Annotated in this window: 12 protein-coding genes and 3 tRNA genes; 4 read left to right on the top strand and 11 right to left on the bottom strand. The window is 54.3% G+C overall.

Translation table 11 applies throughout. The features are described from left to right. Positions 1 to 59 precede the first annotated feature (59 nt). The 3 genes from IKB43_03675 to IKB43_03665 form a co-directional block, all read right to left on the bottom strand. A tRNA-Thr gene (locus IKB43_03675) sits at positions 60 to 131 on the bottom strand. A 45-nt stretch (positions 132 to 176) separates the two neighbouring features. After that, positions 177 to 259, bottom strand: a tRNA-Tyr gene (locus IKB43_03670). 10 nt (positions 260 to 269) lie between these two features. Then, positions 270 to 342 (bottom strand) — tRNA-Thr (locus IKB43_03665). 261 nt (positions 343 to 603) lie between these two features. Between IKB43_03665 and IKB43_03660 the strand changes: the two genes are divergently transcribed. Together IKB43_03660 and IKB43_03655 are read left to right on the top strand one after the other, a co-directional pair. Next, complete coding sequence (locus tag IKB43_03660) at positions 604 to 1,020, top strand: acyl-CoA thioesterase (protein MBR2469237.1); 417 nt, start codon at positions 604 to 606, stop codon at positions 1,018 to 1,020. 5 nt (positions 1,021 to 1,025) lie between these two features. Beyond that, entirely contained in the window at positions 1,026 to 2,315 is a 1,290-nt protein-coding gene (locus tag IKB43_03655; protein MBR2469236.1) for a replication-associated recombination protein A, read from the top strand. Between the two features lie 76 nt (positions 2,316 to 2,391). Here the strand turns inward: IKB43_03655 and IKB43_03650 are convergent, their stop codons facing one another. The 6 genes from IKB43_03650 to IKB43_03625 form a co-directional block, all read right to left on the bottom strand. Then, the gene (locus IKB43_03650; GenBank protein MBR2469235.1) at positions 2,392 to 3,096 is read right to left on the bottom strand and encodes a hypothetical protein; all 705 of its coding nucleotides are present in this window, start codon (positions 3,094 to 3,096) and stop codon (positions 2,392 to 2,394) included. A gap of 8 nt (positions 3,097 to 3,104) precedes the next feature. Continuing rightward, complete coding sequence (locus IKB43_03645) at positions 3,105 to 4,190, bottom strand: hypothetical protein (protein MBR2469234.1); 1,086 nt, start codon at positions 4,188 to 4,190, stop codon at positions 3,105 to 3,107. Between the two features lie 37 nt (positions 4,191 to 4,227). Next, positions 4,228 to 5,274 (bottom strand): M48 family metallopeptidase, encoded by a 1,047-nt coding sequence (locus IKB43_03640; GenBank protein MBR2469233.1) that lies wholly within the window; start codon positions 5,272 to 5,274, stop codon positions 4,228 to 4,230. Positions 5,275 to 5,450: 176 nt separating this feature from the next. Continuing rightward, positions 5,451 to 6,011, bottom strand: a complete 561-nt coding sequence (locus tag IKB43_03635) for a LemA family protein (GenBank protein ID MBR2469232.1) — start codon at positions 6,009 to 6,011, stop codon at positions 5,451 to 5,453. Positions 6,012 to 6,110: 99 nt separating this feature from the next. Continuing rightward, the gene (locus IKB43_03630; protein MBR2469231.1) at positions 6,111 to 6,887 is read right to left on the bottom strand and encodes a YggS family pyridoxal phosphate-dependent enzyme; all 777 of its coding nucleotides are present in this window, start codon (positions 6,885 to 6,887) and stop codon (positions 6,111 to 6,113) included. A gap of 2 nt (positions 6,888 to 6,889) precedes the next feature. Beyond that, positions 6,890 to 7,873 (bottom strand): hypothetical protein, encoded by a 984-nt coding sequence (locus tag IKB43_03625; GenBank protein ID MBR2469230.1) that lies wholly within the window; start codon positions 7,871 to 7,873, stop codon positions 6,890 to 6,892. Positions 7,874 to 8,003: 130 nt separating this feature from the next. Between IKB43_03625 and IKB43_03620 the strand changes: the two genes are divergently transcribed. Both IKB43_03620 and IKB43_03615 read left to right on the top strand, forming a co-directional pair. Then, on the top strand, positions 8,004 to 9,047 hold the full coding sequence (locus IKB43_03620; protein ID MBR2469229.1) for a hypothetical protein: 1,044 nt from the start codon (positions 8,004 to 8,006) through the stop codon (positions 9,045 to 9,047). A gap of 86 nt (positions 9,048 to 9,133) precedes the next feature. Then, complete coding sequence (locus IKB43_03615) at positions 9,134 to 10,507, top strand: hypothetical protein (protein MBR2469228.1); 1,374 nt, start codon at positions 9,134 to 9,136, stop codon at positions 10,505 to 10,507. A 3-nt stretch (positions 10,508 to 10,510) separates the two neighbouring features. Here the strand turns inward: IKB43_03615 and IKB43_03610 are convergent, their stop codons facing one another. Continuing rightward, entirely contained in the window at positions 10,511 to 11,071 is a 561-nt protein-coding gene (locus IKB43_03610) for a hypothetical protein (protein ID MBR2469227.1), read from the bottom strand. Positions 11,072 to 11,077: 6 nt separating this feature from the next. Next, the gene (locus IKB43_03605; GenBank protein MBR2469226.1) at positions 11,078 to 12,949 is read right to left on the bottom strand and encodes a DUF4954 family protein; all 1,872 of its coding nucleotides are present in this window, start codon (positions 12,947 to 12,949) and stop codon (positions 11,078 to 11,080) included. Positions 12,950 to 12,954: the final 5 nt, after the last annotated feature.

Here is a 12,954-nt window from a genome sequence, read left to right as displayed (position 1 = left end):
TGCGGCTTGCTTCTATCAAAATGTTCTTTTGCCATTTTATTCTATCTCCGTTTAGTGAGAGCCCAGATCGGGAGTCAGACCCGAGACCTCTTCCTTACCAAGGAAGTGCTCTACCACTGAGCTACCTGGGCATTTGGCCTGCCGTTACGTTGCCGCATTGGCGGGCCTTGTGGTCGTGCATCGTCGTGGTTTCGAACCACGGTAGGCGTGAGCCAACGGATTTACAGTCCGTCCCCTTTAACCACTCGGGCAACGATGCATTTGTTTCGAGCCAAAGATAGGAATCGAACCTACGACCGGCTGATTACAAATCAGCTGCTCTACCAGCTGAGCTACTTTGGCACGCACTCCAGTACCCCTAAAGATAATAGAGTGAGCCAAATTTAATAAGATTTGGTGGGTTTTGTCAATAAAAATCAAGCACTTACGCAAAAAAATTTGCGATTTTTTCCTTTTTTCGCAAAAGTTTTGTCCACAAAAGGGGGGCGGAGTGTTGATAAGTTGTTGATTTGCAAAAAAGGGCATTTTTCGCTGCTTTAGGGCATTTTTAGAAAACTTTCTTCATGACCGATGTTTTGAACAATGATTTGTATATTTAAGCCCATGGAAACATGCACTTTCAAGCATACGGCACGCATTGACGTGCGCTACGCCGAAACCGACCAGATGGGAATCGTGCACCACGCTGTTTATGCCGTGTGGTTCGAGCAGGCCCGTACCGAATATTTCCGCGAAGCGGGCGCAAGCTACGCCGACATGGAGGCCGAAGGTTTTTCGAGCCCCGTTCTGGAGCTGAACGTCCAATTCAAGAACCCCACCCACTATGGCGAATTCGTAGATATCGAGACCACCATGGTCCGGGTTGACAGGCTCCGGGTGCGCTTTTTGTACAAGGCGACAGTGAACGGCAAGCTCTGCACTACGGGCTCTACGCTCCACTGCATGCTGAAAAACGGCAGGCCCACACGGGAACTGCCTTCGGGCTTTGCAAAGTTTGAATTTGTGAACGAGGACGCCTAAGCCTAATGGACCAGCCCCTCGCCGAAAGACTACGCCCGCAGAACCTGGACGAATTTCTGGGCCAGAACAAGATTCTGGGCGAGCAGAGCCTATTGCGCAAGAGTCTCGAGAACGACAACGTTCCCAGCATGATTTTCTGGGGCCCGCCGGGTTGCGGCAAGACCAGCCTCGCCCACGTAATCCGCCAGCACACCAAGAAAGCCTTCGTGGCTTTATCTGCGGTAGCCAGCGGCGTGAAAGAGGTGAAAGAAGTTTTGGCCGACGCACGCAAGATGAAGGGCATGTTCAAGGACACCATCCTGTTTATCGACGAAATCCACCGGTTTAACAAAGGCCAGCAAGATGCGCTGTTGGGTGCCGTGGAAGACGGCACGGTGACGCTCATTGGCGCCACCACCGAGAACCCGGGGTTCGAGGTCAACAGCGCGTTACTCAGCCGCTGCCAGCTGATTCTTTTTGCACCCTTAAGCAAAGAAGATTTACGCACGCTGATTTTCAGCGCCCTGCGGGACCACCCTCGCGGATTGCAACTGAAAGATGTGGAAGTCGAAGACGCCGTCGTGGAAAAACTCATCGCCCAGTCCGACGGTGACGCCCGCTTTTTGCTGAACCAGATCGAATGGATTGGCAAGAACCTGGGCGACCGCAAAGTTATCGACGAGAAACTCCTGGAAGAATTCCAGTACAAGAAGCCCCTGCGCTACGACAAGAGCGGCGAAGAGCACTACAACCTGATTTCGGCCCTGCACAAGTCGGTACGCGGATCTGACCCGGATGCCGCCCTCTACTGGTTGCACCGCATGCTGCAGGGCGGTGAAGACCCGCGGTTTATTCTGCGGCGTCTTATGCGCATGAGCATGGAAGATATCGGCCTTGCAGACCCCAACGCCTTGCTGCTGGCCACCGCCGCTCGCGAGGCCTACGACTTTATGGGAATCCCCGAGGGACTCATCGCCCTCGACGAACTGGCCGTTTACCTGTCCCTTGCTCCCAAGAGCAACAGTCTGGAGTTGGCCGGAATGAAGGCCGACTCCATTGTGAAGCAGACGGGAACGCTCCCCGTGCCGCGGGCTTTCCGCAATTCGGTGACGAAGGTGGGCGAAAAGCTAGGCTACGGGGTCGATTACCAGTACGACCACGACAGCCCGGGCGCTTATTCCGCACAGGAACATCTGCCCAAGCAGCTGGAAGGCACCGAGATTTACCAGCCAAAGCCCTACGGAAAAGAAAAGGCTCTTGGAGAAAGGCTTGCGCAGCTAAAGCAGATTAAGCGGGAAAAGGGAAATGCCCGCTAGGAGATCCCCGCCTGCGCGGGGATGACAAGTGAGGGGCGCGGGGATGACAAGTTGGAAACGGGCATGACAACGGGGCTTATTTTCTCACAAACTTAACGCCTACCCATACCGCATAGCCGCTATCATCGTTAATATCATCATCAATTTCACCGGGGGAAATAAGGTCTGCCCCGGCGGCAAAGCCAAAATTAAGTCGTTCCGACACAGGAAAAAGGTAGCCCGCTTCAAACAATACATTGACTCCCAAAAAACCGATACCGCCACCGCTACCCAACAACATATTTGCAGTAGCAACCATATAAAGATTCTTGGCTGCACTTTCTGAATGGCTGAAAGGATAAATGGCGACGCCAGGGCCACCACCCAAAAAGGCCGATCTTGGCTTGGCATCGTCTTCGTCTTTTTCACGCCCATGAACCTTTCCGCCAGTTCTTTCAAATTCGATATTTGCAAAAGGAGCAACAACACCCTTTATCAAACAGCCAAGCCGCATTGAAAAAAGGGGGCCAAAACCCGTATAGCCAATATCTTTTTCATAGGAACCATATTTGCCACCAGAAGATTTCTCGCCACACACATAACGACCGTCAGGTTCAAAATGGCAAGCAGGACTTGACTCCGAATAGTCGTGAACCATCTGCACCGCCTCAAGGTGGCGCAAAGCCATACCTACCGTGGCGTCAAAATAAAAACTGCTCTTTCGCCGTTGCCCAGACACCGATTCTTCTCCATAAGAAGACACCACCAGAAGTGCAATCAATAAGAAAATAAGCCTTTTCATCAACTGCCTTAATCCTTATAAATGGTGTAAACCGTGAAGTCGTCTTCTTTGTCAGGGCCCTGTTCACCAAGGCGGGTAACGGTGTGCCAAGAATGACGGTGACCGGTAACCCATGTGGAATCAGACTGGTCTTCGCTCCATCGGTACATTCGGTCACCCAGGGAGTCCAGGAGAGATTCATTCATCAACCGGCGGGAATAAAGATTGCTCAGGGAAAGCGAATCAGGCAAAGAGTCCAGACTAATCTTGTCACATTGGACATAGTAGATAAGCCATGGTTTTTGTTCTGTAATGCTCGCATAGAACCGTTGCGACTTGCAGGCGTTAGAATCACCGATATCGCTCAAATGCACACCCAAAAATTCTGACGTAGTCATATAGTGATAAACATTTTCGTAACTATCGCCTGGTTGCAGAATACAATAGATGGTCGTATCCATATAGGTGTCACCGTAAACGGAATAATCATAGCATTCATACGATTTTTCACTCGTAAATGGAACTGCACAATCCTTCTCGCTGAATGTAGTATCGCGGGTAAAGGCAGTGAAAGTGGTGCTGTCCGGAAACTTAAATTCAAAGGTGTCACCATGGAGTTCATACATCTTGATAAAGGCGGATAGGTCCACATCGAAAGTTTTCTTCTTGTTCTTGCGATCCACCAGGGTAAAACGCAAATGGTCGTCGTCATCTATGGGAATTCGGGCAAACTTTTCTAGAACAGACCCATCGTCCTTTACGTACAGAGAATAAAAACTCTCGTAGGAATTCTTGTTCCTTTGGGGCAAGTGCCTTAGGGAATCGCTTTTGCCGTACCTGAGACTATCGACGCAGAACGTACTGAGTTCTGTCGAATCCTCTCCAGGAAGGAAATCACAATCCAGCGTATAGAGTTTTGCCACACGCGAATCAGCAGAATCATTCAGTTGCAGTTCCAGCGCAAAAGACGTAGGCCGTTGCAGAACTTCGGTAGAAGGCTTGCATCCATAAGATTCACAATAATCCCGATACATGTAAGAGTCGTCGCCATTGCAACCGACAATCCACAAAAAAGCCATTCCCATCCACAGGTATTTCAACGAATTGTAAATCATACTGTAGACACCACCTAAAGGAAATATACATTTTCCTCTAGAACTGTTTCAGAATTTTGATACGTTCTGGCGTGTCGGGGTGGGTGCAGAACATGGTATTCGCCTTGGCCACCCAGCCCGAGAGTTTCATGTCGTTGTCGAATTCCTCGTCGGGGTGTATTATGTAGAGTTGAGCCACGTCGCCCCGGTGGACATTGTCAAGACCCGGATTGTCAGAAATTTTCTGCAGGGCAGAGGCCAGGGCCAAAGGGTCTCCACAGAGTTCGGCACCGCCGGCATCGGCCACGTATTCGCGTGTGCGGGAAATGGCCATACGGGTAAGCCAGCTGAAGAAATACCCGACGGTGCTCCATATGATAAGCGCCACCAAGAACAGGATGATTCCGAAAATGGCGCCACCGCCGCCGCCATTTTTTTTGCTGCGGTTGGTGGTGCGGCGGCGGGGCCCGGTGAGCAGCCCCATAAGCATTCGCACGGCCATGGACCGGATGGCCGCAAAAATCCCGACGAATACGATACATACCACCATCAGGCGGGTGTCCCGATTCTTGATGTGGGTCAGTTCGTGCCCAATGACGGCGGCCAGTTCCGCATCATCTAGTTTGTCTATAAGTCCGGTCGTAAGCGTGATTGTGAAAGACGGAACATCCACCCCGCTGGCAAAAGCGTTCAGCTGGTCGTCTTCGACGATGTTGATTTGGGGCATTTCGATGCCCCCTGCGATGCAGAGGTTTTCCACCAGATTATAGACCCGCAGGTTGTCCTTGCGTTCCGTCGGCTTCGCATGAGTGATGTGGCGGATGATGGCGGTATTCGTGCAGTAGGCGATAATGAACCAGAGCCCCGTCATGCTAAGGGTGAAGGGCATGGCGTCCTTGAAATAGTACCAGATGATAGGCCAGTGGAATGTGGCGGCCTGAGGACCCGGCGGGCAGGCTCCGTCCCAACAGAACCAGCCGAAAAAATCCAGGGTCATAATCGCCAGGAGAACCATCCCGAGAAGAATCACGGGAAACATGCAGAGCAGGATAACCGTATTGCGGTTATTCCGCCAAATCTGTGTCTGGAGCCCGACGTATTTCATATAAAGCGGCCTTCGGTGCTTTGAGGTGTGGGCGCGGTCACCCTATCGCTATGCTCCAGGGTTCCCTTTGAGGTATGAGGCTTTCAGAACCGCACCAAAAGCACGCTACTTTAGCTCAAAGGCTTGCATCGCAAGCCGCCCCCAAAGGGCGTAGCCCGACCTCACCGCTCATACCTCTAGAACTTCACCTCGGGGGCCTTGTTGAGGGTCTCGCGGTTTTCGGTGGCCTCGTACATGGGGGCGCGCTTGAAGCCGAACATGCCCGCCACGATGTTGCTCGGGAACACCTCGCAGGCGTTGTTCAGTTCGCGGGTGGTGGAATTGAAGAAGCGGCGGGCGGCGGAAAGCTTGTTCTCGATGTCGGCCAGTTCGTTCTGCAACTGCAAGAAGTTCTGGTTGGCCTTCAGTTCGGGGTAGGCTTCCAGCGAAACCCGGAGTCCGGCAAGAGCGCCCGACAGGGCCTTGTCGGCGGCAAGTTTCTCGTCGACGGTGGTGGCGTTCATGGCGGCGGCTCGGGCGGCAGTCACCTTTTCAAGGGTTTCCTTTTCGTGGGAAGCATACCCCTTGATGGTCTCCACCAGCTGGGGCACCAGGTCATAGCGCTGCTTGAGCTGCACATCGATATTAGCAAAGGCGTTTTCGCGGTTGTTGCGGAGTTTCACCAGGCCATTGTACATGGCGATGAACCAGCCCACAAGAATTACCACTACTACAAGAACGACGATTCCGACAGTCATAAGGTTCTCCTTTCTGTTGTTCAAAGGAAATGTATATAAAAAAGGAGATCCCCGAACAAGTCGTGGAAGACAAAAAGGGGACAGAACGAAAAATATGGCCTAAACAGGGTCGTTGACGGGCTTACTATAGTCCCGTTCGCCGAAGAGGGCGGTGCCCACGCGGATTATGGTGGAGCCTTCTTCGATGGCGACTTCCAAGTCGCCGGTCATGCCCATGGAAAGCTGGTCAAAGTTCGCGAACAGGCCGCCCTTGGCCAAAAATTTTTGCTGAAGGTTACGGAGGAAAGCGAAACATTCCCGGGAATCTTCGGCCACGCCGGTGTTCTTGCCGATGGTCATGAGCCCCCGGAAACGGAGGTGGGGGAACGCCGTTTCACCGCGGGCTGTCAGGCCGTTCAAGAAATTCTCCGCTTCGTGAACGTCCAGTCCACTCTTGGTCTCTTCTTCGCCGGCGTTTACCTGAAAAAGAATGTCCAGGATTTTGCCCGCGCCATTCTCTCCGGGGAGTGCCGCGCAGACCTTTTCCAGCTTTTCCACCGCCTCCATGCTGGCGATGGAATGGATGCAGTCGGCTACGATGGCCGCCTTCTTGAGCTTGTTACTTTGTACAGGACCTATAACATGACAGCGGACACGGCTTCCGTCAAGGGCAGTGCGGGGAGTAGAGAACTTGAGTTCCGCTTCCTGCACCCGGTTTTCGCCGAAGTCGGTTGCGCCCAGGCTGATGGCGTTTTCTACGGCCTCTGCCGGGTGGAACTTGCTCACCCAAACGAGTTTGACAGATTCACGGCTACGGCCTGCGATTTTGCAGGCACTTGAAATTCTTGCCTCCAGAGCGGCAAGGTGGGTTCGCATTTCTTCGAGAGTGAATTCCATTTTTACTTCTTCTTTTTGCGCTCCGCCTTCACATCACGTATGGCGGCTTTCAGCGCATCCTTCTTGGCCTGTTCCTCTTCGGGAGTGGGCTTGGTGTCCTCCAGCAGGCGGTCGGCCCATTCATCCCAGAAGCGGCAGCGTTCACCTTCAAGTTTCATCTTGGCGAATTTCACCGGCTCCGTCTCTACGGCAAGGGTCACCATGGATTCCTTGTAGGCCTGGGGGAGCCCCGCCACATGGGCCATTCTCTGCTTGAGTTCTGCCACGGTGGCATCCAGAATGTCCACCTCGAAACGGCGTTCCACGTAACGGCGGGCGATAAACCCGAGGGCCATAAAGTAGTCGCCCTGATTGCCTTCGGCCAGATAGTTCTTCTGGCGCAGTTCCTTGAGGGCGAGCACCGCCTCTTCGTAGGGCGGAAGCCTGGGAGCCGCACCCACCTTCGCAAATTTTTTATGGAGGAACCAGCCGAGAACCACCAGCACAATCACGCCGAGAACAATGAGCAAGATGAAAAGCCACTGCGGGAGCCTGGGGTCGTCCAGGGGGTCTTCGGCCTCCAAAATATCCGTCTCTTCGCCGGTGGTGCGCATGGAGACCTTCACCGCCACGGGGTCCGTATTGACCTTGACCGTATCGCTACCGACAACGGCCTGGACCTGCTGGGGCGCAATCAGAAAGTCTCCGCTCACGAAGGTGTTGAGGGTCGCAAGCCACACGAACCTGGCGGAACCCTTGGGCATGCCCTCGGTGACCTTCTCGTTTTTCATCTCCTTTACTTCGAAACTGCCCAAATTCCCGACAAAGCTGGGCAAATCCACGATGGCGTTTTCGGGAGCAGTGACCTGGATTTCGTAATTGAACATGTCGCCCACGAACACCTGGGCGTTATCCACGTTGGCCTTGACCGAGACATCGAAGGCAAGGGCCGGTACGGCACATATAAAAGCAAGAACTAGGGCAAAAAAGGCTGAAAAACGGAACATACAAACCTCTATACATAAGAATATACAAAAATACGTTCGAAAAAGACCAACCAAAGAGGGCCATTGTTCTTGCTAGATGGCATGTCGGAGCACGAACAAACGAACAAAATATCTATATTTTCACCCGCGTATGTGCAAACGGCTATCTTGCAACGTTTTTAAGGCATTGATATTGGCAATTCTCTTGCCATTCTATGCAAATGCGCAAGGTTCAGATTCTACGACGGTGGCACAGCCCGATTCGGCAGCTACCACACCGGAAAAGCCAGCCGCAAAACCAGACGCGTCTGGAGTCACAAGCGCCTTCGAGAACACTTTTTCCATTATCACGCTGGTACTCCCCCACAATTCCCTCAGGAATTCCAAGACACTGCACAACTGGCCCTTCATTGCCTTTTCTGTGCCGGGATGGCGGACCGAGGCCTACCTGCAAAAAAACATCAACCCGCTCCTGTCCGTAAAGGCAGGAATCGGTGGCGATTTAGGGTTTGCAGGCATCAACACGCAGGCAGAAGCGTCCATAAATTGGCTGCACACGTTGGAACTGGGCATACAGCCTATATTAGGGACGGCCATCAACTATGGCGAGACAGCAACCTTCATGGGCGTTTACAACCCCGAAAAAAGGGACTATGACCAGGACATTTTCTTCACAGAATTTGTCTATGGTGTTAACTTCAAGGCAGGCCTGACATTTCCCCTTCTCATGGTATTCCTCCCCAAGTCCGACTGGACCAAGATTATCTTGAAAGGCACGGCCGAATACACCTACTCCGGCTACACCGGCGCCGAAGACAAACAGGTCTGGAAGGCCGGGGGCCAGGACATGGTGAACGGTTTCAGGTACAAGTACGGCGGCACCCTCATCTACATGCTGCCCTTTAAGCGGGTGCCCATGTTCATGTTCTCCGCCACCGTAAGCGCCTTCAAGCACGCCTACGACTTTGACGACACCTACAAGGATTACAATCCCGGATTCAAGACCGTAAGCCTCACTCCCATGGCATCGGTCAAGATTAGCGAAAAATGGAACGGCATGCTGATGGCCGTCGTTTCAAGGGACCGCGTGTTCGAAAACCGCCGCTACCCCACCACGGAAGAACTGCTGCAAAAGCAGGTCGATAGCGAATGGGACTTGCGGATGGTCATGTTCATCGCCAGCAGGAAGTTCTAGCAATTTCTATCTTTGGCGACACCACGTAGCAACAGTTTGCCACGTCGTCCAATATGAATATTGCTCTTATTGTCTACCTCATTTTTTTGATCTTTATTGCCGCCCGAAGTGCGCGGCACGTGAAGGACATTCCCGACTTTTTCGTGGCGCGCAAGGGAGCTTCGGCTAAAGCTGTTGCAGGGAGCCTTGTGGCGACCATTCTAGGCGGGTCGGCTGTGATTGGAGCCATTGATTCCGGCGCCAGGCTGGGTGGGGCCGCCACCTGGTTCATGCTTGTGGGGGCCCTCGGGCTATTGGCCCTGATTCCCTTTGCAGGCCGCGCCTACCAACACGGGAAATACGCCCTCCCCGACCTGGTGGAATCGCTATACGGCAAGGGCCCGCGACTAGTAGCATCCTTGGTGATACCGGTCGCGTGGACCGGCATTGTTGCCGCCCAAATCATTGCGGCGGCAAAACTCCTGATGACTTTCACGGCTCTCAGCTATACCGCGGCGGCAATTGTGGCCGCGGCGGTCTTTACGGGATACACCCTTGCAGGGGGGCAGCTTTCCATTTTGCGGACGGACTTTCTGCAGGCCTGCCTGATTGTCCTCGGGCTTGTGGTTCTGGCAGGGTTCGCCCTTTTCGGCGGAAATCCTGCAAATGCCGCACCGTCGCTTTCTGCAATCCTACAGGGTGCCCCCGCCTTCCCCTTCAACACGAACTTTTCTCCCCTCGACCTGTTCCTGCTGATACTCACCTACGGCACCACCTATACGGCAGGGCCCGACATTTTCAGCCGCATGTTCTGCGCCAAGGATTCGGCCACGGCGAAAAAGGCCATCTTCACGGCGGCAGCAATCCTTGTGCCCGTGGCCTTTGTCATCGGGTTCCTGGCGGTTTATGGCGTGGGCCTCGGCGATGTGCAGGGGGCCCGCATTACCGCCATCGCCAATGCGGTTCTGCCGCAGCCCTTGATACCCCTGATTGCGCTGGCGCTTTTGAGCGTGGTGCTCTCCAGTGCGGACACCACGCTATTGAGCAGTTCGGTGATTATATGCGGGCTGATTCGTCTTGGTTCAACTGATAAGGAGATCCCCGCCTGCGCGGGGATGACAATGAAGGACGCGGGGATGACACCGCTTACAAAAGCCCGCGTCGTCATCTTGTTGAACGGAATCGTGGCGCTCCTGCTGGCGCTGGTATTTACCGACATCATCGGGACACTGCTGCTCGCTCTTGCCGTTTATGCGGGAGCGTTCACCGTCCCCATCTTGTGGGGGCTCTTGGGTCTCAAGGCAAAGCCGAAATTCGTAGCGTTGGCCATTGTGGCAGGAGGTGTTCTCGCCCTGGCCGGGAAACTCTGCCCCGCTTTGCCGGGGCCCTTGGGCGGCCATACCGGCGACATCTTGATGATTGCTGCTTTTGTGGTGAACGGGATAGTGCTTGCGGTTGGGCGGGAACGCTCACCGGTGTAAAACCTACTTGTTCAGCAGTCTCTGGCTGCGGAGGGCTGCCGTAGGGTGTTCCCGATAAATTAGCGCAAACAGGGGCGTGTAGGGAATCTCCCTTGCGACAAGTTCGCGCATGGCGTCTTTGGCCATTTTCTTGCCAAGCTTTTTGTAGGCATAGTTGTCGGCCTCAAATTCCTGCCCCCAGCAGGACCAGTGGAAAAACAGCTTGAAGGGAATTGCCGCCAGGTGGAGCCACAGCACGGACTGCCACCAGGGTAGTCCAAGACGCACCACCAAAAACAGCAGGAATCCAACTGCAAGGCACAGCAGGATTACCTTCAGCAGGTTCCGCAGAATCCCGTGCTTCAATTCACGATGGGCCTTTTCATGCTCTTCCACAAAACGGTCTTCGGGCACCTCCCGCCTACTTTCGGGCAGGGGTAAAATGTCGTTCAGCAGGGGAATCAAGCGCAAAAGCGCAAGCACACCGCCACGCAACTGGGTTACGCGCCTCTCGCGAATTTCCAGCACAGCCCGCGCCGCAATCTCCAGCGCAAGCAACGCAAACAAAAGCACAGGATAATCCATCGGGAGCTAGCCCAGGTTTTTCAGCACGGCGCTCAGGCGTTTCACAGATTCCTCGAAGCGGTTCTTCTCCCATTCGGCAAAATTCTTGTCGATAGGGTGAGCGCTCTCGTAATCGTCGAAGATTTCCTTGCCGCGGGCAATGTCCTTGTCAAGCCCGTGGGCCACGCCGTCGAACCATTCCTTTTCCAGAGTGCGGTAGCGCTTGACCAGTTCATCAAAGGTAGCTGGCATAGGCACCACCCGCGAAACTTCCCGGTTCAGGTCGCCCGAAAGCAGGCGACGGAGTTCCCGCGGGGGCTGCAGCGCCAGGGAGGCGTCGTTTTCCACCAGGGCTATCATCTGGTCCAGCACGTAGCGTTCCAGGTATTCCCCGTAGGTCTTCAGGGCCTTCTGGCGGACCCGTTCCCGCAGGAAGTTTTCGCCCAGGCCGTCGATGTGTTCCTTGGTATAAACGTCTTGAACCTGGTTCACCTGCAAGCGGCAGTATGCGTCAAACGCATAGTGAACCGTTTCCGCCCCGTAAAGGCTAAAGTAGGAATTGGGCACAGCGCCCTTGCCCCGCTGGGCATACTTGTAGATGTTGCGGTCCAGGGCGTAGGCGTTCCGGGCGTAATTCCAGGCGGGCAAAATCTCGTTCAGGCGGGCAGGCACTCCCATCAGTTGCGGGTCACCGGAGCGAATCAGGGAGAAGGGGAACTTGACCCTCTGGGGCATGGTGGTCACACCGCTTGCAATCAGGGTAAAGGGAGATTCCCTGTAGTTGGCGGGGAACTTCACGTTTACCCCAAGACCAAAGAACATTCCCTGGCCGGGCATAATTTCCTGGTCAGGCATGCGTCCCGTGTGGTTGCTCCCTACGTTGGCGCCATAGCCCAGGTTTCCGCAACCGTCGGGCCACAGGGCCGCAATCAGCAGGGAATGGTGGTGCATCTGGGTCAAGGGCCCCATGTAGGAGCTGTTCACCTCGCCCTCTTCGATATGGCAGCAGGGCGCCACAATGGAAGACTTCACGATAGCCTTGCAGCCCACCTTCGACCGGCTCATCAGCACGGAGCGCTGAACCTCCGCGCCGGTATGGACCTTCACGCCCATCTGCAAGTCAGAATTCTCGATAATCACGGAATCGTAAATGTGGGTGGATTCTTCCAGGGAGCTGAGGATAATGGTATTGCGGATCTTGGCCGCCCCTTCTACGCGGGCGTGGGCACCGATCCAGCTGTTGCGCACAATATTGGTGTTACTCACCACCGCGCCCTTGCCAACCACGCCAAAGGGGAGCGAAATTTCTTCGCGGAAATTTTTCAGCTGTTCCTCGAAGGACTGCTGCACATCGGATTCCGCCTTGTGGAAAAGTTGCGCCTCCACCAGGTCCATGGTAATGTCCGGGAACACGAAAAGTTCCCGACCGCCCATCTCGTTACCCACCGACATGGTAGAACCGATCATGAAGTTGATCTTGCCGCTGCTGACCAAAGTCCCCACGTTGTGGACCACGGCGCTGCTCCGCACCAGCACGTTAGAGAGCATGGAAACCTTATAGACCAGGGCGTTTTCCACGATGCAGTTGTGGACCAGGCTGTCGTAAATTCCCGTAGGGAACGAAACGTCGCCGGGCAAAAGAAGAGTGCCGTAAAAAGCGGGCAGGCGGACATCGCCCATGAACACGGAGCGCTGCACGCGGGCGGGGTCAAAATTGGGCTCCACCAGTACACGGTTCCAGTCCTCGCAACGGTTGCCGTTTTTTTCCAGGGTGGTAACCTCTTCGGCGGTCAGGTTGCGCAATTTCGCGACAGACGCCTTGATGGCCCTGAAATTTTCGGCCAGCGACGACAAATCGCTTGCCTTCAGCACTTTTTTCAACTTCAACAATCTTTGCATGCCCT

Origin of the sequence: Fibrobacter sp. (assembly GCA_017503015.1) — a bacterium.
In the GTDB taxonomy this organism is placed as follows: Bacteria; Fibrobacterota; Fibrobacteria; order Fibrobacterales; family Fibrobacteraceae; genus Fibrobacter.
Note: the sequence above shows the minus strand (reverse complement) of the source record. Positions and strands in the feature narration are given on the sequence as shown.